Below are 22650 nucleotides of genomic sequence, written 5' to 3'. Positions count from 1 at the left end.
AAAGTACGTGTTTATGTCAAAATTATATTATTCAGTTTGGAATGAAACTCTTATCTTTGCAGCAGATTTCAATCATACAAGCAAAACAGTTCAATATGAATCCGGTGAAGGCTGACACTTTCGTGCCGACCGACTCCGACAACCTAATAACATAAAGACAACATCAAAACAATGAAGCGACTTTCCCTTCTCTCCTTGATGATCCTGCTGGTCTGCATGACTATTGGCGCACAGATCAAAGGCAACAACATCACTGTGACTGTACAGCCCGATCACAGCGACTGGAACTATCATGTGGGTCAGACTGCACAATTCACGGTCTCCGTTCTCAAGTCGGGCACACCACTGGCCAACGCTCAGGTCGACTATGAAGCCGGGCCGGTGATGTATCCTTCTATATATAAAAAAGGTGTCACGCTTAAAGACGGTGTCACCCATCTCACCGGAAAACTGACCCGTCCGGGCTTCTATCGTCTCAAGGTCACGGCACACGTCGACGGCAAGGACTATGACGGACTGTGCACGGCAGCCTTTGATCCTGAGAAGATCGTGCCCGCCACACAATGCCCCGAAGACTTCGACGATTTTTGGAACAAGGCTTTGAAGCAGGCCCGGCAATACGATCTTGACCCGCATCTCACTCCCCTGCCCGACCGCTCGACCAAAGATGTCAATGTCTATGAGGTGAGTTTTGTCAATGACCGCCCCGGCGGACGCATCTTCGGCATCCTTTCTGTGCCGGTGAAACCAGGAAAATATCCAGCTCTGCTCCGTGTGCCCGGTGCTGGCGTGCGCCCCTACAGCGGTGACGTCTACACTGCCTCACGCGGTGCCATCACGCTGGAGATCGGCATCCACGGCCTGCCCGTGACCCTGCCGCAACATGTCTATGACGAGATCTTCCGTGGCGGACTCGACAACTATTGGGACACGAATCTCGACAACCCAGATAAGAACTACTATAAGCGTGTCGTCGTCGGTGCCGTGCGCTGCGTCGACTATATTGCCTCACTGCCTCAGTGGGACGGCCAGCACCTCGGCGTGACAGGCTCAAGCCAGGGCGGTTTCCTCTCGCTCGCCGTGGCTGCTCTCGACAAACGCGTGAGTTTCATGGGCGCTGTCCACGATGCCATGTGCGACTACGAGAGTGAACTGAAAGGTGTCGCCGGTGGATGGCCGCACTACTTCTATCAGGTCAAGAACCCCAGCGAGGCCCGCATCAAAGGTGCGCGCTACTACGACGGCGTCAACTTCGCCCGTCGGGTGACCTGTCCCTGCTGGTTCTCTTTCGGATACAACGACGAGGTGGTGCCACCGACATCGTCCTACGGCACCTACAACATCGTCAAGGCACCCAAGCATCTCAGTGTCTACCAGCTCACCGGCCACTATTGGTTTCAAGAGCAGTGGGACGAATGGGAGGCATGGCTGCTGAAGATGATGGACATCAAATAACATCGGCACAACACCAAATCATACAGACATAGCATTCATATCACACAGACATAGCATTCATATCATATAACTATAGTATTCAAAACATAAAACCATATCACCATGAAGACATCGATCATTACGGCATTATTGCTGCTCCTCGGCCTCAACTGCGCCGCCTCGCCCGCCACACAACTCATCCGGCGCATGGCAAAGTTGCAAAAATACGGTGTGATGACAGGCCATCAAGACGATCCTATCTATGGACATAACTGGAATTTAGAGAAGGGACGCAGCGACGTAAAAGAAGTCTGCGGGGACTATCCCGCCGTGATGGGGTTTGAACTCGGTGACTTGGAATTGGGAAAAGCAAAAAATCTCGACGGTGTTCCTTTCGACCGTATGCGCCAGGAAATCAAAGCACAGAACCGCCGCGGCGGCATCGTGGAGATCAGCTGGCACCCCAACAACCCGGTCACCGGCAAGAACGCTTGGGATACCGAAGGCAGGCCGGTCGGAGAAATCCTGCCCGGCGGCAAGCTATGCAAGGAGTTTGCCCAGCGCATGAAGCGTGTGGCCCGATTCCTGGCTTCTCTGCGCGACGACAAAGGACAGCCGATACCTGTCATCTTCCGCCCTTGGCACGAGATGGGCGGCGGATGGTTCTGGTGGGGAAAAAACAGTTGCACCACCGAGCAATACAAGCAACTCTATGTCTATACCTATCAGTTTATGAAGCGCCAAGGCCTTAACAACCTCGTGTGGGGCTTCTCTCCAAACACAGGCGACGCAAGTCTGGAGATCTATTATCCGGGAGATAAATACGTGGATCTGCTTGGCGTGGACCTCTACGACTTTGAAGGCAGTGCCGAAAACTACACAAAGAATATTGAGCACGAGCTCAGTCGGTTGACCGAAATGGGCAAGAAACACCAAAAACTCATCGCCCTGACAGAGACTGGATCACAGAAGCTGCCAATCAAAAACTGGTTCACTACAGTGCTTTGGCCGGCCATCAAGCCTTATCCCATCTGCTATGTACTTTTCTGGCGCAACGCCTGGGACAATGCCAAAGAACTCTATGTGCCATACGCCGGGCATCCTGATGCCGACGACTTCAAGACCTGGGTAGAAGATCCCCGTGTGCTGACCGTCAAGGACATCGCCAAGACCAAATAGCATACACTGCCTTGCCAGTCTCATCACACAGGAAGATCCCCCACGAGCCAGCATTGGCAAGAACACAAATAAAGAAAAATATATTATCACCTGATAAAACCATTCACAAATGACAGAATTCCAAGACCGCGTCGCCAAGTTGCGCGCACACCATGAAGAATTGATTACCCGCCAGAACGAGCCGCTGGAATGGGGCAACGGCATCTACACACGTTATAAATATCCTGTTCTCACTGCCGAGCACACGCCGCTGGAGTGGCGCTACGACTTCAATGAGAATGATAATCCCTACCTGATGCAGCGCATCATGATGAACGCCACGCTCAACAGCGGAGCCATCAAGTGGCATGGCAAATACCTGCTTGTCGTGCGTGTGGAGGGTGCCGACCGCAAGAGCTTCTTCGCTGTTGCCGAAAGCCCCAACGGCGTAGACAACTTCCGTTTCTGGCCTGAGCCCATCACCATGCCCGAGGATGTGATCCCCGCCACCAATGTCTATGACATGCGTCTCACCGCCCACGAAGACGGATGGATCTACGGCGTGTTCTGCGCAGAGCGGCACGACGACAGTCAGCCCGGTGACCTGAGTGCCGCAACAGCCACTGCCGGCATTGCCCGCACGAAGGACCTCATCAACTGGGAACGCCTGCCGGACTTGAAATCCAAGAGCCAGCAACGCAACGTCGTGCTGCACCCTGAGTTTGTCGACGGAAAGTACGCTTTCTACACACGTCCTCAGGACGGCTTCATCGACGCTGGTTCCGGCGGTGGCATCGGCTGGGCACTTGTCGACGACATCGAGCACGCTGAGGTGAAGGAAGAGAAGATCATCAACCTGCGCCACTATCACACCATCATGGAAGTGAAGAACGGTGAGGGTCCCCACCCCATCAAGACTCCTCAAGGCTGGCTCCATCTCGCCCACGGCGTACGCGGCTGTGCCAGCGGTCTGCGCTATGTGCTCTATATGTATATGACAGCTCTCGACGATCCCACACGCGTCATTGCCCAGCCGGGCGGCTATTTCCTCGTTCCTCAGGGCGAGGAGTATATCGGTGACGTGATGAACGTGGTGTTCTCCAACGGCTGGATTGCTGACGAAGACGGCAAGGTATTTATCTACTACGCCTCTTCCGACACCCGTATGCACGTAGCCACCTCGACCATCGACAAGCTCGTGGACTACTGCATGCACACGCCCGCTGACGGCTTCGCCACCGGCAAGAGCGTGGAAACCATCAAGAAACTCATCGCCAAAAACAAAGAAAACTTGAAATAAACAATAAGCGACACAAGCCTTTGTCAGAGCGCTAAAACCCTGACAAAGGCTTCGTCAATGAATCCTTACCAATGGCTAAAATCAAACTTTCAGAAAAAATCGGCTATGCGCTCGGTGATGCCGCTGCGGGCGGCATCACTTGGAAGATCATGTCCATAGCCTTTCCACTATTCTTCACCAACGTCTTCGGTCTGACATTCTACGATGCTGCCGTGCTGATGCTGGTGGCGCGTCTCATCGATGTCTTCATCGACCCAGTTATCGGCGTCATTGCCGACCGCACGCAGAGCCGCTGGGGCACCTACCGCCCTTGGGTCATCTTCGGCTCCATCCCCTTGGGTGTCATCTTCGCCCTGCTACTCTATACACCAGATCTCGGTCCTGTGGGCAAACGAGTCTATGCTTACTTCTTCTATATACTGATGATGCTGGTCTATTCGCTCGTCAATGTGCCGTTCGGCTCCTTGCTGGGTGTGATGACCGACGACGACAACGAGAAGAACCAGTTCTCTGCTTTCCGCATGGTGGGAGCCTATGCCATGGGCTTCGTCACCCTGCTCTCTTTCCCCTATCTTCAGAAGTTTGTCGGCGGCACTGACCAGCATCAGTATGCCGTGCTGGGTTGTTTCTTCGGTGCCCTCGCCGCTGCGGGCACACTGGCCTGCGGTCTGCTCACCAAAGAACGGCTCAAACCCGTGCGCGCCGAGAAGTTTTCGGGTAAGCAATTTGTGGACTTGGTGAAAAACAAACCTTGGATCTTCATGACGCTGACGGCTGTCTGCACCAACTTCTTCAATGGTTTCCGCTATGCCGTGGCCGGATATATGTTCTCCTACTGCATGGGCGGTGACATCACTGTAGGCAGCCTGATCATCAACTACACGGTGTTCATGGCCTTCGGCGAGGTGACCTGCATGATCTTCGGCGGTCTGTCGCCGGTCTGCACCAAATGGCTGGGCTCGAAGCGCAAAACGTTTATCTTCTCAGCTTTCATCTGTTTTGTGACCTCCATTCTTTTCTTCTTCATCCCGATGAAGCCAGCCTATATCTGGGTGATGATCGGCGTGACCATCCTCACTTCGGCCGGTGTAGGCATCTACTCCCCACTGCTGTGGTCAATGTATGCCGACGTGGCCGAATACGCAACGAAGAAGAACGGTACCTCCTCCACAGGTCTTATCTTCTCCTCCGGTACGATGGCACAGAAGTTTGGCACAGCTATCTCTGGTTCGCTGATCGCTATGTTCCTTGGTTTGGCCGGCGCGCACATGATCACCGACCAGTTTGGCAACCCCACCATCGACCCGCAGTCCATCACCGACTCCGTGCTGACGATGGTCTGGGCCCTGTTCTCTCTGTTCCCGGCAGCCTTTGCATTGATCATGATGCTGCTGTCCTATCTCTATCCCATTAAGAAATAACAACTATGGAAACACTCAAGAAAGAAATGAAACAGTGCCTTGAGGACAACATCCTCCGGTACTGGATCGATAAAGTCACCGACAATGAGCACGGCGGATACTACGGCCGTATCGACGGTCACGACCAGGTGCACCCCGAAGCAGAGAAGGGAGCCATCCTCAACGGACGTATCCTATGGGCATTCTCCGCCGCCTACCGCGTGCTGAAAAAGCAGGAATATTTCGACGCCGCCACACGCGCCAAGGACTATATTCTCGACCATTTCATCGATAAAGAGTACGGTGGCGTCTACTGGAGCCTTGACTGTGAGGGCAAGCCTCTCGACACCAAGAAGCAAACCTACGCCATCGGCTTCGTCATCTATGGCCTCAGCGAGTATGCGCGCGCCACGGGCGACAAGTCATCGCTCGACGCTGCCATCAAGCTCTACCACGACATTGAGGCTCACGCCTTCGACGAGGTCTACGGCGGATACGTCGAGGCACTGACACGCGAATGGAATCCTATCGCCGACATGCGTCTGTCGGACAAGGACGAGAACGGTGCCAAGACGATGAACACACATTTGCATGTCATCGAACCTTATACCAACCTCTACCGTGTATGGCCTTCCAAGGAGTTGCGCGAGAGCATTCATCGGTTGCTCGACGTCTTCACCGACAAGCTATATAATAAGGAGACTCATCATCTCGACCTGTTCTTCGACAACGAGTGGCACGGCCGCCGCAACATAGAGAGCTACGGTCACGACATCGAAGCTACCTGGCTGCTGTGGGAAACCGCCCTCGTACTCGGTGAGGACGACGTGAAGACAAAGCTCGGACCCATTGTCGTGGACTTGGCAAAAGCCGCCGACGAAGGTCTGCAACCCGACGGCTCTATGATCTATGAGCATTGGAAGGACACCGGCAAGACCGACCGCCAGCGCCAGTGGTGGGTGCTCTGCGAGAATGTCATCGGACATGCGAACCTCTATCAGTACTTCCACGACACGCCTGCACTGAAAGTAGCCAAGGACTGCTGGACGTTTATCGACAAGCATCTCGTGGACCATGTCAACGGCGAATGGCACTGGGCTGTCGACGACAACGGCAAGATCAATCTTGAAGACGACAAGGCCGGATTCTGGAAATGCCCTTATCACAACAGCCGCATGTGTCTGGAAATCATTGAACGACAATTTTAAAGCCCTACAACTATGAACAGCCACGTTTTGCATGAGATTACTCCATTGATGGACAAGGACATCCTCTATATAGTGGAGCGACACAAGAAAGAGTTCACCTACCCTATCCACTGCCATGAGGTCTGTGAGTTGAACTTTGTTGAAAACGCTAAAGGCGTCAGGCGAATCGTGGGCGACAGCAGTGAAGTCATCGGTGACTATGACCTTGTACTCATCAGCAGCAATGAGCTCGAGCATGTATGGGAGCAAGGCGACTGCCATAGCGACGACATCCGGGAGATCACCATTCAGTTCGATCTCGGTAATCTCAACGACGGACTGCTGGCCAAAACACCCTTCGACAACATCCGCAAGATGCTCATAGAGGCACAGAAAGGCATCGCCTTCCCCATCAGCACCATCATAAAAATCTATGAGAAGCTGGAGAACCTCGGGCATCAGGGCGATAAGTTCAAGGCTACGATACAGTTCCTGGAGATTCTCAACACCCTCGCCAACAGTGAGGGCATGCGTACGCTCGCCACGACCAGCTATGCCAAAGTGGATATCGAGGACGACAGCCGGCGCATTCTCAAAGTGAAAAACTATATCGCCGAGAACTATATGAACGAGCTCATGCTCGAAGATCTCTCTGGCATTGCCAACATGAGCAAGAGTTCTTTCAGCCGTTTCTTCAAGCAGCACACGGGCCGCACGCTGAGCGATTACATCATCGACATACGCATGGGCAACGCCACACGCATGCTCATCGACACCAACGAGAGCGTGGGCGAGATATGCTTCAAGTGCGGATACAACAACATGAGCAACTTCAACCGCATCTTTAAACGCAAGAAAGGATGCACGCCCAGTGAGTTCCGAGAGCAATACAAGAAGGTGAGGATTATCATCTGAAAATATTCGCAATCACAGAAAAAGACAAAAGCACTGTTTGTCAGTCTAACGCACTGACAGACAGTGCTTTTTCTTTGTCTATTCATTTTGTCTATCGCACCATAGAAAAAGGCTGTTGCGACCATGGAAAGAAATCTCTATCTTTGCACCAGAGAAAAGAAAACAAGATTATCAACCACAAAAACGAATAACATTATGAAGACTCTGAATTTCACCGGACTCAACAGCGAGCTCACTCTCAACGTCGTCAACGCTCTGGCTCAACTGCTTGCAGACTTCCAGATTCACTACACCAACTTGCGCAACCTCCACTGGAACGTACGCGGACATGGCTTCTTCATCATGCACGAGAAATACGAGGAGCTCTACGACGACGCAGCCGCTAAGATCGACGAGATCGCTGAGCGCATCCTCCAACTCGACGGCACACCCGAAAGCCGCTTCTCGGCTTACCTCAAGGTGGCAAAGGTACAGGAACTCGACGTGCCTGAGACTGGCTGCAATGCCGTGGAGTATGTCCTCGACACCCTCAAGACGCTCATCGCTCAAGAGCGCGAAGTACTCCGCTTAGCTGCCGACGCTGGCGACGAAGTCACCGTGGCACTGATGAGCGACTACCTCAAGGAGCAGGAGAAGACCGTTTGGATGCTCGTGGCCTTCAACTCGCCCAAGTGCGCTAAATGACGCAACGACGACGGCTCCCAAGCCTCACATAGCTTACAACACATAGAGAATTGATTCACCCTTCATCGCCGCATTGGCAAAGATTTCCCTTAAGGAAATTTGCCGATGCGGCTTTTTTTTTTTAATTTTGCCGCAGATCATGCGGCGTTATTTGAAAGAGAATGCCGCAAACTCACCAAAAGCAGCACCATGTATATACACGAAAGAGACAACTGGACAGATTTCCGATGGGATGCCAATGCCATTTTACTCCCACTGGAACAGGCTTCCCATAAGCTAGGATCGCTTTATGGGCAATTAGGGCAACTGGGCTTTGACAGCCGTCTCGGTGCCATGGCCGAGAACCTCACCCACGACATAGTCTACTCCTCTGAGATCGAAGGCATCAATCTCAATGCCGATCAGGTGCGGTCGTCCATAGCGCTTCGATTAGGAATAGAGAGCACGAAGTTTGTGGCTCCCTCGCACTATATCGATGCCGTGGTCGCTGTGATGCTCGATGCCGTTGAGCACTACGACCGTCCTATCACCAAGCAGATACTATGTGGCTGGCAGACAGCTTTCTTCCCTACGGGATTCAGTGCAGGCGAACAGATAGAGACCGGCAGATACAGAAGCCATGACGAGCATATCATCTCAGGTTATCTCGGGCGCGAAAGGGTGCACTATGTGGCTCCCAAGCCCGACAGAATAGAGACAGAGATGAGCCGGTTCATCGAATGGTTTAACAGCGAGACACAAGACTCCTATCTGATTCGCTCCGCCATTGCCCATTTCTGGTTTGTCTCCATCCATCCCTTTGAAGACGGAAACGGGCGGCTGGCAAGGATTCTGTCCGACATGATGCTCGCCCGCGGCGAAAAGAGTAAGTTCCGGTTCTACAATATATCCTCCGCTATCAATAGCGACAAGAAACACTATTACGAGATACTGGAGCGTGCGCAGAAAGGCAATGGTGACCTGACGGAATGGATACAATGGTATATCACCACGCTGATACGTGCTCTCGACACGTCTGCCGGTATGCTCAACCTGGTTCTGAACAAAGCCGTCTTCTGGAATCGTGCTCACGACCTGCCGATGACAGAGAGACAGAAACATACCATCAACCTGTTTCTTGACGGCTATGAGTCGAAGATAACCACAAAGCAATGGGCTGCACTCAACAAATGCTCAAAGGACACTGCCAACCGCGACATTCAGGATTTGGTTCAGAAGCACGTACTGAAAGAGGAGGTTCCAGGTGCCAAACGTCCAAGCTATGCCATCGTGTACATCGACAGCGATATCTCTCCGCTCTTCTCTCAGATACAAATCACTGGAAAAGGTAATGCAACCCGTCTGCTCACCACTTTTCAAGACGGCACTCCTATAGACATGCCGATACAAGCATTGGATGCTGAGCGCTATGAGAAAGGAGAGCTCCCGGCTTCCCTTCTGTTGAACAAATACTGCGCCTATCTGGTAAAATAGACCAAATTGCAGCTCATACTGCCCTACTCTTACCACTCCTGCTCCTCCATGCTCTCACAAGGCGAAGCCTTCTCCGCCTCTCAGTGGCTCTATGTGAGAGATAATACCAAGCGTTTTCTTGAAACGCAACGCGCCCCCATATCAGCCTGAAGCGATATGGGGGCGCTTATATATAATAAGGTGTAGAGGATGCAACACAACGAGATGTGAACCCTCTACGCCAAAATTGCAGATTAATCTACATCGTTGCTGTGATCGAGCTTGTCGCTGAAGTCCTTGGGAGCCTCAGCATTGTCGTGGTGCTCGAAACGACGGGGACGGCGCTCGCCACCGTTGTTGCCACCCTCGCGACGTGGACGACGCTCACCACGATCGCCACGCTCACCACGTGGGCGACGCTCACGCTCGACATAGCCCTCGGGCTTGTCGATGAGCACACGGTGAGAGAGCTTGTACTTACCAGTCTTAGGATCGATCTCGAGCAGTTTGACCTTGATCTTGTCACCTTCCTTGATGCCAGCCTCCTCGACCGTCTCGAGACGCTTCCAAGCGATCTCAGAGATGTGGAGCAAGCCTTCCTTGCCCGGCAGAATCTCTACAAAGCAACCATAAGGCATGATGCTCTTCACCGTACCGTCGTAGACTTCACCGACCTCAGGCACTGCCACGATCGCCTTGATCTTGGCCAGCGCAGCGTCGATACTGTCCTTGTTGGGAGCAGAAACCTGCACCTTGCCCACACCGTCGGCCTCGTCGATGGTGATGGTAGCACCCGTGTCTTCCTGCATCTGCTGGATGATCTTTCCGCCGGGGCCAATGACAGCACCGATGAACTCCTTAGGAATGGTAAGAGCAACGATGCGGGGCACCTGCGGTTTCAGCTCCTTGCGGGGCTCAGAGATGGTCTTCATCATCTCGTTCATGATATGCTCACGACCAGCCTTAGCCTGCATGAGGGCTTTCTCCAGGATTTCGAATGGCAGACCGTCGCACTTGATATCCATCTGAGTAGCGGTCAGACCGTCACGTGTACCCGTGGTCTTGAAGTCCATATCGCCGAGGTGATCCTCATCGCCGAGGATATCGCTCAGGATTGCGTAGCCTTCCTCACCGGGGTTGTGGATGAGTCCCATGGCAATACCAGCCACCGGCTTCTTCATAGGAACACCGGCATCCATCAGTGCCAGCGTGCCGGCACAGGTAGTAGCCATAGAGCTTGAGCCGTTGGACTCGAGCACCTGGCTCACCAGACGCACGGTATAAGGGAAGTCCTCAGGGATCTGACCCTTCAGTGCGCGCCATGCCAAGTGGCCGTGACCAATCTCGCGACGACCTACGCCGCGCTGTGCCTTAGCCTCACCGGTGCAGAATGGTGGGAAGTTATAGTGGAGCAGGAAACGCTGATAGCCGCGGTTGAGCACACCATCGACCAGTTTCTCGTCGAGCTTCGTACCGAGCGTACAGGTAGTGAGCGACATGGTCTCACCACGCTGGAAGATAGCTGATCCGTGGGGCATGGGCAGCGGCGAGACCTCACACCAGATAGGACGGATGTCGGTAGTGCCGCGGCCATCCATACGCAGGCCTTCGTCGAGGATGCAACGGCGCATGGCGTCGCGCATCACGTCGGCATAGTAGCGGGTAGCCTCAGCGTGCTTCTCCTCGAGATCCTCCTCGGAGAGATCCGTGTGGGCGGCGTCGTACTTCTCCAGGAAGTCAGCGAGCACCTTGTCGTAAGCGTCGTTGCGCTCCTGCTTAGGCAGAGCCTTATGGTTGATCTCGTAGCAGGGCTTATAGAGTTCGTCCTTGATCTGCTGGCGCAGGTCTTCGTCGTTGATCTCATCGTCGTACTCGCGCTTCTTGTCAGTGCCGAGTTCCTTAGCCAACTCGTCCTGCAGCTCACACATCGGCTTGATGGCAGCGTGTGCAGCCTTGAGGGCGTCGATGAGGTCTTTCTCCTGAACCTCTTTCATCTCGCCTTCCACCATCATGATGTTGTCCTTGGTAGCACCGACCATCAAGTCCATGTCGGCGTCGGCCATCTGCTGGAAGGTGGGGTTGATCACGTACTCGCCGTTGATGCGGGCCACGCGTACCTCAGAGATTGTATAGTCAAAAGGAATGTCAGAGCAAGCCATAGCTGCGGATGCGGCAAAACCAGCCAGTGCGTCGGGCTGATCCACGCCGTCGGCGGAGAGCAACATCACCTGCACATACACCTCGCAGTGATAGTCAGAAGGGAAGAGAGGGCGCAGGGCACGGTCTACCAGACGGGAGACAAGGATCTCCTCATCGCTGGCTTTACCCTCACGCTTAGTGAATCCGCCCGGGAAGCGGCCTGCAGCACTGTACTGCTCACGATAGTCTACTTGCAAAGGCATGAAATCTGTTCCCGGAACTGCCTCTTTGGCTGCGCAAACGGTAGCAAGCAGCACGGTGTTGCCCATACGCAGGACAGCAGCGCCATCGGCTTGCTTTGCAACCTTTCCGGTTTCAATTGAGATGGTTCTTCCATCTGGCAACTGAACGGTTTTTGTAATTACGTTCATCTAAAATCTAAAAAACTTCGTTTTTGTACAAACATCAAAATAAATCGTGCAAATATACCTCTTTTATAGGACATAAGCAAATTGCAGCGCGGAAATTTATTCTTTTTTATTAATGTCTTCCGCTCTTTGACGAAATTGCCACGACAGGAAGAAGAAAAAAAGCATGATGCCCCGCCAAAAACCTTACGATGCATCATGCTGGATTCCGACACCGCCCCAACATAGTGGCAAGACATATGCCGGGGCTGATGACAGAGAAAGACTGACGGTTGTCCGCCGCCCTTCCCTATGCTTTTTGGCCGAGCTGCCGACGTTTCTCTTCGCCAAACTCCTTGGAGATGTAGTTATAAATGCTCTGACAAGCTGCCGCGGAGAACTCCTGGGCACAGGCGATGATGCTGTCCCACTGCTCCTCGGTGAGCCCGCGCTCGATATCCTCACGCGTGATACCATATTTCACCATACCATAGATGAGTCCGGCATTGAAGTTGTCGCCGGCGCCCACCGTGCTGACCGTCGGTGTCTCGATGGCCGGATAGCTCTTGCGAAAACCGCCGTCGGCGCGAAGCTCCACAGGGCGGGCTCCCTGAGTGTAGATGAACTTCTTGCAATAGAACGAGATCTCGGAGTTGTAGACTTTGTCGGGATCGCTGAGCTTGTAGAGCACTTCAAAGTCCTCGTGACTGCCGCGCACGATGTCGGCATACTCGAGATTCTCGAGATAGTTGGGCGTGATCTTCATCACCTCGTCGCGGTGTGACGACCGAAAGTTGACGTCGTAGTAGATGATGGCACCATGATTGCGCGCATAGTCAAGCAGTCCGACGATCTGCGGACGGATGACGGGGTTGACGGCAAAGAACGAGCCGAAGACAACGATGTCGTCGGGCTGGATGTCAGGATAGACAAAGTCAAGCTGATCGTGAGGGTGGTCTTTATAGAAGATGTACTGCGCGTCGTTGTTGTCGTCAAGGAAGGCAAGCGATACCGGCGACTTCGACTCCGGGAAGATATTGACGTTGGCAGTGTCCACGCCATTGTCTTTGAGAAAACAAAGGATATTCTGTCCAACGAGGTCATTGCCGGTTTCACTGATGAATGTGGTGTTCACGCCCGAACGAGCCAACGAGATGATGGCATTGAACGACGAGCCGCCGGGATAAGCACCGATGGGCTGCTTGTGCTTGAAGATGATGTCAAGCACGGTCTCTCCTATTCCTATTACTTTTCGCATACTTAGTATATATTTTCTTTGGGGTGATTTTCAAAGTGCAAATATCCGAAAAATATAGCATAATTCAAAGGGATTTTGCGTATTTTTGCAGGCGAAATGAAATATAACACCTTTACGCTGTCCAACGGACTGCGCATCATCCATCTGCCCTCCACAGCACCCGTGGTCTACTGCGGCTATCAGATCAACGCCGGCTCACGCAACGAAGCTCCCGGCGAAGAGGGGCTCGCGCACTTCTGCGAGCACACTACCTTCAAGGGCACTCAGCGACGACACGCACTCGAGATACTCAACTGTCTGGAGAGTGTCGGCGGGGACCTCAACGCGTTCACCAACAAGGAGGACACCACCTACTATGCCGCTATCCTCAAGGACCACATGCCCAGGGCCGTGGATCTGCTCACCGACATCGTCTTCCACTCTACCTATCCCCAGCAGGAAATCGACAAGGAGGTGGAAGTCATCTGTGACGAGATCGAGAGCTACAACGACTCGCCCGCCGAACTCATCTACGACGAGTTTGAAAACCTCATCTTCCGTGGCCACCCCTTAGGCCATAACATTCTCGGCACTGCCGACCGTGTGCGCAGCTATACCACAGCTGACGCTCAGCGCTTTACGCACCGCTACTACCGACCTGACAATGCGATCTTCTTCGCCTACGGTGACGTGGATTTCCATCGCCTCGTGCGTCTGATCGACAAAGCAACGAAGGACTTGAAAGCTCAAAAGGGTGCAGATCAAGACCGGCTGCTACTTTCTCCAGTCTCTTCCTTATCCATGACGTCATCCACCCCAACCGACCCACTGCGACAAAAAGAAGAAGAGGGGCAAGACACCGCCACCGGTCTTCTGCGACAAAAAGAAGAAAAGGCAGAAAGCGCCCCGGAAGGCAAACTGCGACAAAAAGATGAATTGTTATCAAACAGCACGTATATCATTGATAAACAGACACATCAGGCTCATGTGATGGTCGGTCACAGAGCTTACGACGTGCATGACAGCCGCCGAATAGCACTCTATCTGCTCAACAACATCATCGGCGGACCGGGAATGAACGCTAAGCTCAACCTCGCACTGCGAGAGCGCAACGGACTCGTCTATACTGTGGAGAGTACAATGGTCAGCTATGGCGACACGGGAATATGGAGCATATACTTCGGTTGTGATGAGCACGACATCAAACGATGCCTCCGGCTGACACGCGGCGTGGTGGAGAAGTTCATCGACAAGCCGTTGACCGAGCGACAGCTCCACGCTGCGAAGAAACAGATCAAAGGGCAGATCGGTGTGGCATGCGACAATCGTGAGAACTTTGCCCTGGACTTTGGCAAGAGCTTCCTCCACTATGGTTGGGAGAAAGACATCACCGCGCTCTACGAGAAAATCGACGCCGTGACGTCGGAACAGATCCAGCAGGTGGCTGCGGACATCATGGCACCGGAGAGGTGGACCACGTTGATATATAAATAATTTGTTGGATAAACTGACATTTTTCCGCCCAAATGCAGGCGATTTTCTGAAACGACACTCTCCTCGGGCCGAATTTCGCGAATTTTGGCAGCTTTTTGTAAATCACTAAGACACAACAAGTTATAAAAACCACACTTTTCTTGCAAACACAAAAAGGTACTTTGAGCAAAAATTCTCTAGAGAATTTTGTGTCAAAGTACCTTTTTCATCGTGTCATCTCAGTGATTTGACCTTCACAACTCAATGGTTTTATCAAGTAAAACAACTGATTTGTATCGCTCATCTCACTGTTTTCATCATTTCATTTAGTAATTTTGCTGTTTTCACCTTGCTTTTTGCGTTTTTCAACTATGCCGCTTTCTCTAGATTGAAAGTCCGCGCGGCACTACTTTTGTCAGAAAAAACATCAAAGGAAAAGCACGGCTTCGTTGCCTTCATTAAACAGCAGGTCGAGAATGCTGAGGTTAGGCTGGAAGCCGAACTTCTGCTTGTAGACCTGATAATAAGGGCGGGGCTGAAAGTCTGCGTCGGGCAATGGATGCTTCGGACGGATGACTTCACGGTAGTCGGCCCATTGCATGAGATTACCAGCGATTCCATCGGAAGGTATCAAAGCGGCTTTTGTGTTATCACCAGCGGTGGAATCGGGCAATTTGATGTATTCTTCTGTACGTCTCAACGTGGGATGGATATCCAACAGCTCGCACATCTTCTCGGTGATGGCAAGGTCGTAGTCATAGAGAAACTGCCACCTCTTTTCGAAGAACGGCCGTAGGTCGTCGGCATAGAACTCAAAGAAGGGGCTCTCGCCGTAGGCAGAGACGAGGGCATTCCAGTGGAGATGACGCCAGGCACCGTGGTCGCTGATGCGTATGTCACGCATCTCGCATTTCAGTCCGTCGTAGCGCTCGATAGGGACGGTAAGGGCTTGTGTGCCCTGTGTCGTGGCGATGACACAGCGGTTGCGGTAGGTCTGCTTGATGAAGTTGTCATGCTGCTCGATATAGCACAGCCCCGATCTGTTGAGCTTCTGATACCATTGTACGGGGCCAAAGTATGTGGCGGAAAGAAGAGTGTTCAATGCTGAGTGATAAATGATGAAGGATGAATGAAAGCAGGAAGACTGCGGCGAGGCAAGAACTGGGCTGCGGCAAGGCAAGCACTGGGCCGCTGCACAACAGCGGCAAACCCAACGGTTGCACACAAAGGCAAGACGCGACACACAGAAGGCAAGACGCGGCACACAGAAGGCAAGACGCGGCACACAGAAGACAAGACGCGGCACACAGAAGGCAAGACGCGGTACGAAACCGCAAGGCGCTTTATGGCGTGAGTCGGTAGGCCTTTCCCACGATCTGATGGAGATGCACGAGGGTCTGTCCTTGCCCGGTATTGACGAGATAGAGCTTGCAGTCCATGCAACGGCACTTATGGCAGCAGCGCAGAGGAATGCGGAAGCGGTCCTTGCCCAGCCGGATGGTGTCGCCGGGGATGGCTTCTATGCGTCCGATATTCATCGGACTGTCGGCATAGCGGCTGGTGACGCGCCAGTCGGGATAGTACAGCACCAGATCGCCCCGACGAAAACTGTCACGCACGAGCTTGTTCACCACCACACGATCGCCCTTATGGTACTCGTTACCGAACCCTGTAGGAAGTGTGCAGACGGCAAAGGCAAAGGCATGCACGGCCACCATGAAAGCAGTGGCTACACACAGCGCAATGACAAATTTCAGCGTTTGCTTCAGCAAGATCTATATATATAATAAGGAGTGAACAAAAACGGAAGAGCCACGGCACGCCGCGAGGGGCGTGTCATGGCTGTCCGATATTATTTGATGTTGTCTACCCAGCGGAAGAGGCGGTTCCATCGGATGCCACTGAAACCATGGCGGTCGGGATCGGAACTCCACCAGATGAAGATGGGCTTGCCCACGATATGGTCTTCCGGCACAAAGCCCCAGTAGCGAGAGTCCTCGGAGTTGTGGCGGTTGTCACCCATCATCCAGTAGTAGTCCATCTTGAATGTATAGCTGTTGGCAGGCTTGCCGTTGATATAGATGCGGTTGTTTTTCACCACCAGTTGGTTGTGCTCATAGACACGGATGGGTCGCTCATAGATGGCAATGTTGTCCATGGTGAGCTTGAGAGTGGCTCCTTTCTTCGGGATCCAGATCGGTCCGTAGTTGTCGCGTGTCCATCCTGTGACCATGTTCATCGGATAGAGATCGCCGGTGACTGCGTCGTTGACGATGTGGATGCTGGCTACGAGATCCTTGCGGTGGGAGAGATAGTTCACAGCGCGCTTGGTCAGCGGCATGGCACCGCCCTGGTTGAGATATCCCAGGTCTTCCATGGAGATGCCCAAATCTTTCAGCACGTCGTCGGGCAGGTCACGCTTGAGCTTGACATAATAGAAGTACTGTACGTTGTCGGGCTCCTTGTTGGGCTTGCCATCGAGGTAGACGATACGGTTTTTGATCTGCAGGGTCTGACCCGGCAAACCGACGCAGCGCTTGACATAGTTCTCGCGGCGGTCGGTGGGACGATGGTCGATCATGCCATACTTCACCGGATTCTGCACGATATATTCCCGTCCCAGGTTATAGATCATATTGAAGTAGTCGAGCTGTCCCTGACGGTTGAGTGTAGCCGGATTGACGGGATTGGGGTTCTGGGCTTGGTAGAGCTCCGTACCAAAGTCGTAGCACATCGTGTAGTAACTGTTGGCGAACTGGTCTTCGGTGAGAATGGTGTCACCGGCAGGATAGTTGAAGACCACGATGTCGTTGAGCTTCACATGGCCAAGCCCCTTCACGCGGCGGTAGTCCCAATGCGGCCACTCGACGTAGCTCTTGGTGTGTATGATGGGCAGCGTGTGCTGCGTGAGCGGCATGGTAAGCGGTGTCTCAGGGATACGGGGACCGTAGCTGAGCTTGGAAACAAAGAGGTAGTCGCCCGTGAGCAAGCTCTTCTCCAGGGAACTCGACGGGATGACGTAGTTCTGGAAAGCAAAGAGGTTGATGAAGTACACGGCCACGAGGGCGAAGACCAGCGCGTCGACCCAGCTCATGATGAAGCGCACGGGACCCTCGGCGTCCTTCCACCAGGTCCAGCGAATCTTCTTGGTGATATAGTTATCGAAGATGAACGGGACGACGATCAGTCCCAGCCAGCTCTTCACCCACAGGAGGAAGAGCAGATAGAGGGCAGTGACCACGCCAAACTTGATCCACTGCTTCTTCATGTTCATCTTAGCTTTTTCCTTATCGATCATTTCTTTTGTTATTGGATAACGGTTTTAGAACTTAAACAGATCGCTCGTGGTGAGCAGTCCCTTATGGTCTTTGGTGAACTCGGCGGCGAGCACGGCACCGAGGGCAAAGCCCTTGCGGCTGTGAGCGTCGTGGGTGATGGTGATGCAGTCGGCCTCAGAGTCGTAAGCGATGGAATGGATGCCGGGCACCTCGTCGTGGCGGATGCTGTCGACAAGCAGCTCATCGGCCTTGTGGTCCTCAGTTCCGTCGACATGTCCGTCGTCCCATACGGTGGTGCCGGCCTTCCACGATGTCTTGCGGTCGAGGTTGTCGATGATATCCTCCGCCAAGGTGATGGCGGTGCCCGACGGTGCGTCGAGCTTATGGATATGGTGGGTTTCGGTCATCTTCACGTCGTACTGTGGGAACTGGTTCATGATTTTGGCCAGATACTTATTGACGGCCGAGAAGATCGCCACGCCAATGGAGAAGTTGCTGGCCCAAAAGAGCGTCTGCTTGCCGTCCTTGCAGAGTGCCTCCACATCAGCCTTGTGGTCTTTCATCCAGCCGGTGGAGCCGCTCACCACCTTGACGTTGTGGGCAAAAGCGCGCAGATAGTTGCCGTAGGCAGCCGTGGGGTTTGTGAACTCTATGGCGACGTCGGCCGACGCAAAGGCGGGGCTGTCGAAGTCGTCCTGGTTGTTGACATCAATCTTACAAACAATCTCGTGGCCACGCTCCAGGGCGATCTGCTCGATCATGTGTCCCATCTTGCCGTAGCCAATCAAAGCTATCTTCATGTATTTCCGGAATTAAACGTTTCTGCAAAATTAGCGATTTTATGGCAAAAGACGTTGTTTTTGTCGCTTAAATTATTCAAAATGAACCGCATTAGATACTTTTAACCGCTATTATCCCTTTGGTAACATCCATTTAAATAAAAAACGTGTAACTTTGTAGATGTTTTCGGGCTATATATGCCATTACATAACACTTTCAAGGAATGAAAAGATACTTCTACACTCTGCCCTTGTTGGCTGCTACGCTGACGCTGAGTTCCTGCTTCAAAGAGGAGCCGCTCAACAGCGAGTGCGACATCACGCACGTGAGTCTGCACACCGACAACCCGTTGGCTACTTTCTATCAGCTGTCCGACACGGCACGCGACGTGCTGTCCACCGACAGCCTCATCTCCTTTGAGGTCAGACGCGACCACGAGGCTGATCTCAGCCTGCTCACGCCGACATTGCAGCTGACACCGGGTGCCAAAGCGGTGATGACCGGCAGCGAGGTCGACAATGCGACAGGCGGTAAATGGTATTACCAGGTCGTCTCGGAGGACGGACACTGGCACCGCAACTACACCGTGGAGGTAAGACCCATGGCACGCATGACCAACGACACGGTGAGATTCGACTTCGAGCACTATGAGCTGGAGCCGAAGGGACATTATTATGTCTGGCATATCCTGCGCAACGATGGCAGCAGCGCCGGCGACTGGGCCAACGGCAACCCAGGCTTCAGCCTCAGCATGGGCTCTGCCAAACCCGACGAATACCCGACGGCACCTTTAGCCGACGGCTACGACGGTGCCGCCGTGAAGCTCACCACACGCAGCACGGGACCTTTCGGAGCGATGGTCAACAAGCGCATCGCGGCCGGAAACCTCTTCATCGGCACCTTCGACATGGCCAGTGCGCTGACAGATGCTATGAAGGCAACACACTTCGGACAGGTCTTCGACCGACAGCCGATGAAGCTTACGGGCTACTATACCTATCAGCCGGGAACTACCTTCCAGGATCCCAAGGGCAACACCGTGGCTGACCGCACCGACCAGGCTGCCATCTACGCCGTGCTCTACCGCAACCACGACGATCAAGGCAACGCCGTGACGCTCTACGGCGACAATGTAAAGACAAGTCCGCAGATCGTCGCCATTGCCGACATGGGCATGGTGAAACCCACAAAAGAGTGGACGCCGTTCTCCATCGACTTTAATTATCTCAGCGACATCGACCTCGACCTGCTCAAGCAGCGCGGCTACAGCCTCACCATCGTCTTCTCGTCCAGTGCCGATGGTGACCAGTTTGAGGGAGCCATCGGCTCTACGCTCTGCGTCGACAAAGTGAGACTGGTATGCAAAAAAGAACAATAATCTCTTAGACACCATGACGATGAATAAAATAAAAGCACTCGCTCTCATGCTCCTGCCCGCCCTTGCCGTAAACGCTCAGGCCAAAGGACTGATGGACAACATGGAACTGAAAATGCATCTCGGCTACAACATCGGTGGTACGGCACCCGTGGGTATGCCGGCATCAATACGCCGACTCAACAGCTACACGCTGCAACCCAACCTGGTGCTCGGCGTGGAGGCTGACAAAGCCCTTGACGACCGCTGGGGACTGACACTGGGGCTGCAAATAGAGAACAAAGGCATGAAAGAGGACGCACGCGTAAAGAACTACCACGAGGAAGTGGTGCGCGGCGGTGAGAAGCTCGCCGGTATGTTCACCGGTGACGTCACGACTGAGGTGACAGAGTGGATGCTCACTATCCCTTTGCGCGCCCGTTGGCAGGCTACGAACCGTCTTTCGCTCCATGCCGGACCTTATCTTTCGGTGCTCACCCAACGCAAGTTCACGGGCTACGCCCACGATGGCTATCTGCGTGTAGGCGATCCCACGGGTGCCAAGGTGACTCTCGGTGGCGACGAGAGCACGCGCGGCGACTATGACTTCAGCGATGACATGCGTCACCTGCAATGGGGCGTGGATGTCGGCGGGGAGTATCGCATCTGGCAGCGTACGGCGATCTTTGCCAACCTCAGCTGGGGACTCAGCGGCATCCACCACAGCGGTTTCACTGCCGTAGAGCAGTCGCTCTACCCTATCTTTGCCTCTGTGGGCGTAAGCTATCGGCTCAAACATCGGTAAATCATTGAAATCAGAAACATACATTATTGTTAGTTCTTTCTAAAGTAAAAGGTTTAAATTATGAAGAAAACATTACTCTCGTTAGCCCTGGCCTTGCTCTCCTCACTGAGCATGAGCGCTAAGGACTACACCGAAACACTCGTCGTGACCGTCAACGGTACGGCTACACGACAAACAGCAACCATCAGCGTGGACAAAAACAACGATGGTACCTACAACTTCAACTTGAAGAATTTCATGCTCAAAGCCGAAGGACAGACCATGGGCATCGGCAACATCACGCTCAACAACCTCAAAGCTGCAAAGAGCAATAAGGGAGACGTGGTTACATTTAACGACAGCATAAAGATCGAAAATGGTGACGACCCAACTATAACATGGGTTGGCCCTTCACTTCCAAAGATTCCATTAAAATTGAAACTGCTTGTCAACGAAGAGAAACTCTATACGCTCATCGACATCGACATGCAGAAGACGCTGGGACAGACCATCCACGTCACCTTCGGAGACAACTATCAGCTGCCCAACAGCGGGTTTGAGGATTATCGCACAGAGCAGATAACTAAACTCGACGATTCTTATAAGCAAATAACAGTCAACGTGGAGGAGCCTCTGAACTGGCACTCCTTCGCTTCCGCTACGGGTGATTTTGTTCAGGCCGCCAATGCTTTATCTGATCCACACACCTATTCCTCCGACGTCGTACGCAGTGGCGCTACGGGCAAGAAGAGTCTGCTGCTCACCTCGGCCTCTGTCTTTGGCATTGTCGCAAACGGCACTATCACCACAGGACGCATGCAGGCAGGAGCCATGACTGCCGATGACACGAAGAACTGTGCTTTTCTCTCCACTGACAGCACTTCCACGGACAGCCACGGTGATCCATTCTACGCACTCATGGACGGCACGCCCGACTCCCTCGCCGTTTGGGTGAAGTTCAAACAGCAGACTCCTGTTGCTGAACATCCTTACGCTACCATCAGCGCAGCCATCACCGATGGTACATATTATCAGGATCCGCAGGACAAGACCTATAACAATGTGGTGGCCACAGCAAAGAATGCTCAGATTGCCTCCGACGGCTTTGCTTGGCAGCACATCGTCATTCCCTTTAAGTACACTGGCAATGATGTGAAAGCCAAAGCTCTGCTCGTGACCATCTCCACCAACGCCGATCCTGGTCAAGGCTCTGCTGCTGACAGCCTCTACGTCGACGACATCAGCCTCATCTACAATGTAGACAAGCCCGCAGTAACCGTCAACGGTCATGACGTCACGCTTGACAAAGAGGAAGTAAGCACGACTGCCGAAGACCCGGCCAAAGCCGATGTTGTCGCCACCACAGCCAACAAGGGCTCTTTCGCTGCCGTCAGCGAGCTCAGCAATACCGCCGATCAGCGCAAGCTGCAACTGCTCTACTGCTCTGACGACCTGCAGACAATCAAGACATATACCCTCGTTATCAACAAGGGAGCAGAGACTGGTATCAGCCAAATCAAAACTGCTACCAACAAAGACAGCAAGGTCTATGACCTCAACGGACGCGAGGTGAAGACCATGCGCCACGGCAGCGTCTACATCCTCAACGGTAAGAAAGTGCTGAAATAAGCTTTCCGGCAGGCAGAAAACGCAAGCAACTGTCTGACT

General features: G+C 53.2%; 18 protein-coding genes. 12 read left to right on the top strand and 6 right to left on the bottom strand.

The window, feature by feature from the left end; all coding sequences use genetic code 11:
* The first annotated feature begins 171 nt into the window (after positions 1-171).
* The 8 genes from FYJ73_RS06565 (at position 172) to FYJ73_RS06530 (ending at position 9551) form a co-directional block, all read left to right on the top strand.
* Positions 172-1455, top strand: a complete 1284-nt coding sequence (locus tag FYJ73_RS06565) for an acetylxylan esterase (RefSeq protein WP_154533914.1) — start codon at positions 172-174, stop codon at positions 1453-1455.
* A 102-nt stretch (positions 1456-1557) separates the two neighbouring features.
* Positions 1558-2613, top strand: a complete 1056-nt coding sequence (locus FYJ73_RS06560) for a glycoside hydrolase family 26 protein (protein WP_154533913.1) — start codon at positions 1558-1560, stop codon at positions 2611-2613.
* Between the two features lie 109 nt (positions 2614-2722).
* The gene (locus tag FYJ73_RS06555) at positions 2723-3892 is read left to right on the top strand and encodes a glycoside hydrolase family 130 protein (protein WP_154533912.1); all 1170 of its coding nucleotides are present in this window, start codon (positions 2723-2725) and stop codon (positions 3890-3892) included.
* A gap of 71 nt (positions 3893-3963) precedes the next feature.
* Positions 3964-5313, top strand: a complete 1350-nt coding sequence (locus FYJ73_RS06550; RefSeq protein ID WP_154533911.1) for an MFS transporter — start codon at positions 3964-3966, stop codon at positions 5311-5313.
* Positions 5314-5318: 5 nt separating this feature from the next.
* Positions 5319-6500, top strand: a complete 1182-nt coding sequence (locus FYJ73_RS06545; protein ID WP_154533910.1) for an AGE family epimerase/isomerase — start codon at positions 5319-5321, stop codon at positions 6498-6500.
* A gap of 12 nt (positions 6501-6512) precedes the next feature.
* Positions 6513-7394, top strand: a complete 882-nt coding sequence (locus FYJ73_RS06540; protein ID WP_154533909.1) for an AraC family transcriptional regulator — start codon at positions 6513-6515, stop codon at positions 7392-7394.
* 195 nt (positions 7395-7589) lie between these two features.
* Positions 7590-8078 (top strand): Dps family protein, encoded by a 489-nt coding sequence (locus FYJ73_RS06535; RefSeq protein WP_154533908.1) that lies wholly within the window; start codon positions 7590-7592, stop codon positions 8076-8078.
* A 189-nt stretch (positions 8079-8267) separates the two neighbouring features.
* Positions 8268-9551: a Fic family protein gene (locus FYJ73_RS06530; protein WP_154533907.1), complete on the top strand. Its 1284-nt coding sequence runs from the start codon at positions 8268-8270 to the stop codon at positions 9549-9551.
* Positions 9552-9784: 233 nt separating this feature from the next.
* On the opposite strand, the gene pnp is transcribed toward FYJ73_RS06530, so the two are convergent.
* Complete coding sequence (pnp, locus tag FYJ73_RS06525) at positions 9785-12100, bottom strand: polyribonucleotide nucleotidyltransferase (protein WP_154533906.1); 2316 nt, start codon at positions 12098-12100, stop codon at positions 9785-9787.
* Between the two features lie 286 nt (positions 12101-12386).
* The gene (locus FYJ73_RS06520; protein ID WP_154533905.1) at positions 12387-13334 is read right to left on the bottom strand and encodes a carbohydrate kinase family protein; all 948 of its coding nucleotides are present in this window, start codon (positions 13332-13334) and stop codon (positions 12387-12389) included.
* A 96-nt stretch (positions 13335-13430) separates the two neighbouring features.
* Between FYJ73_RS06520 and FYJ73_RS06515 the strand changes: the two genes are divergently transcribed.
* Entirely contained in the window at positions 13431-14807 is a 1377-nt protein-coding gene (locus FYJ73_RS06515; RefSeq protein WP_154533904.1) for a M16 family metallopeptidase, read from the top strand.
* A gap of 406 nt (positions 14808-15213) precedes the next feature.
* Here the strand turns inward: FYJ73_RS06515 and FYJ73_RS06510 are convergent, their stop codons facing one another.
* From FYJ73_RS06510 to dapB, 4 genes are all read right to left on the bottom strand, one after another.
* Positions 15214-15888: a WbqC family protein gene (locus FYJ73_RS06510; protein ID WP_154533903.1), complete on the bottom strand. Its 675-nt coding sequence runs from the start codon at positions 15886-15888 to the stop codon at positions 15214-15216.
* A 241-nt stretch (positions 15889-16129) separates the two neighbouring features.
* Positions 16130-16558 carry a S26 family signal peptidase gene (locus FYJ73_RS06505; protein ID WP_235899261.1) on the bottom strand — a complete coding sequence of 143 codons (429 nt, stop codon included), beginning with the start codon at positions 16556-16558 and terminating at the stop codon, positions 16130-16132.
* Between the two features lie 80 nt (positions 16559-16638).
* Positions 16639-18084, bottom strand: coding sequence for a signal peptidase I (gene lepB, locus FYJ73_RS06500; protein ID WP_154533902.1), 1446 nt, complete (start codon positions 18082-18084; stop codon positions 16639-16641).
* 24 nt (positions 18085-18108) lie between these two features.
* Positions 18109-18864 carry a 4-hydroxy-tetrahydrodipicolinate reductase gene (dapB, locus tag FYJ73_RS06495; RefSeq protein WP_154533901.1) on the bottom strand — a complete coding sequence of 252 codons (756 nt, stop codon included), beginning with the start codon at positions 18862-18864 and terminating at the stop codon, positions 18109-18111.
* A 203-nt stretch (positions 18865-19067) separates the two neighbouring features.
* Here dapB and FYJ73_RS06490 point away from each other — a divergent pair, with 203 nt between their 5' ends.
* Genes FYJ73_RS06490 through FYJ73_RS06480 form a run of 3 tightly spaced genes read left to right on the top strand, consistent with a single transcriptional unit; the run spans position 19068 to position 22611 of the window.
* Complete coding sequence (locus FYJ73_RS06490) at positions 19068-20222, top strand: PCMD domain-containing protein (protein ID WP_154533900.1); 1155 nt, start codon at positions 19068-19070, stop codon at positions 20220-20222.
* A 19-nt stretch (positions 20223-20241) separates the two neighbouring features.
* The gene (locus FYJ73_RS06485; RefSeq protein ID WP_154533899.1) at positions 20242-21003 is read left to right on the top strand and encodes a porin family protein; all 762 of its coding nucleotides are present in this window, start codon (positions 20242-20244) and stop codon (positions 21001-21003) included.
* Between the two features lie 60 nt (positions 21004-21063).
* Entirely contained in the window at positions 21064-22611 is a 1548-nt protein-coding gene (locus FYJ73_RS06480; RefSeq protein ID WP_154533898.1) for a calycin-like domain-containing protein, read from the top strand.
* The last annotated feature ends 39 nt before the right edge of the window (positions 22612-22650 follow it).

Source organism: Hallella mizrahii (assembly GCF_009695775.1).
In the GTDB taxonomy this organism is placed as follows: Bacteria; Bacteroidota; Bacteroidia; order Bacteroidales; family Bacteroidaceae; genus Prevotella; species Prevotella mizrahii.
This window is presented reverse-complemented; position numbering and strand designations above follow the sequence as displayed.

Bases quoted from the DNA above. Each gene is read 5' to 3' on its own strand.
- FYJ73_RS06490 (WP_154533900.1), top strand. From the start codon at position 19,068: ATGAAAAGATACTTCTACACTCTGCCCTTGTTGGCTGCTACGCTGACG.
- pnp (WP_154533906.1), bottom strand. From the start codon at position 12,100: ATGAACGTAATTACAAAAACCGTTCAGTTGCCAGATGGAAGAACCATC.
- dapB (WP_154533901.1), bottom strand. From the start codon at position 18,864: ATGAAGATAGCTTTGATTGGCTACGGCAAGATGGGACACATGATCGAG.
- FYJ73_RS06480 (WP_154533898.1), top strand. From the start codon at position 21,064: ATGAAGAAAACATTACTCTCGTTAGCCCTGGCCTTGCTCTCCTCACTG.
- lepB (WP_154533902.1), bottom strand. From the start codon at position 18,084: ATGATCGATAAGGAAAAAGCTAAGATGAACATGAAGAAGCAGTGGATC.
- FYJ73_RS06545 (WP_154533910.1), top strand. From the start codon at position 5,319: ATGGAAACACTCAAGAAAGAAATGAAACAGTGCCTTGAGGACAACATC.
- FYJ73_RS06550 (WP_154533911.1), top strand. From the start codon at position 3,964: ATGGCTAAAATCAAACTTTCAGAAAAAATCGGCTATGCGCTCGGTGAT.
- FYJ73_RS06530 (WP_154533907.1), top strand. From the start codon at position 8,268: ATGTATATACACGAAAGAGACAACTGGACAGATTTCCGATGGGATGCC.
- FYJ73_RS06485 (WP_154533899.1), top strand. From the start codon at position 20,242: ATGAATAAAATAAAAGCACTCGCTCTCATGCTCCTGCCCGCCCTTGCC.
- FYJ73_RS06555 (WP_154533912.1), top strand. From the start codon at position 2,723: ATGACAGAATTCCAAGACCGCGTCGCCAAGTTGCGCGCACACCATGAA.
- FYJ73_RS06565 (WP_154533914.1), top strand. From the start codon at position 172: ATGAAGCGACTTTCCCTTCTCTCCTTGATGATCCTGCTGGTCTGCATG.
- FYJ73_RS06515 (WP_154533904.1), top strand. From the start codon at position 13,431: ATGAAATATAACACCTTTACGCTGTCCAACGGACTGCGCATCATCCAT.
- FYJ73_RS06520 (WP_154533905.1), bottom strand. From the start codon at position 13,334: ATGCGAAAAGTAATAGGAATAGGAGAGACCGTGCTTGACATCATCTTC.
- FYJ73_RS06540 (WP_154533909.1), top strand. From the start codon at position 6,513: ATGAACAGCCACGTTTTGCATGAGATTACTCCATTGATGGACAAGGAC.
- FYJ73_RS06535 (WP_154533908.1), top strand. From the start codon at position 7,590: ATGAAGACTCTGAATTTCACCGGACTCAACAGCGAGCTCACTCTCAAC.
- FYJ73_RS06560 (WP_154533913.1), top strand. From the start codon at position 1,558: ATGAAGACATCGATCATTACGGCATTATTGCTGCTCCTCGGCCTCAAC.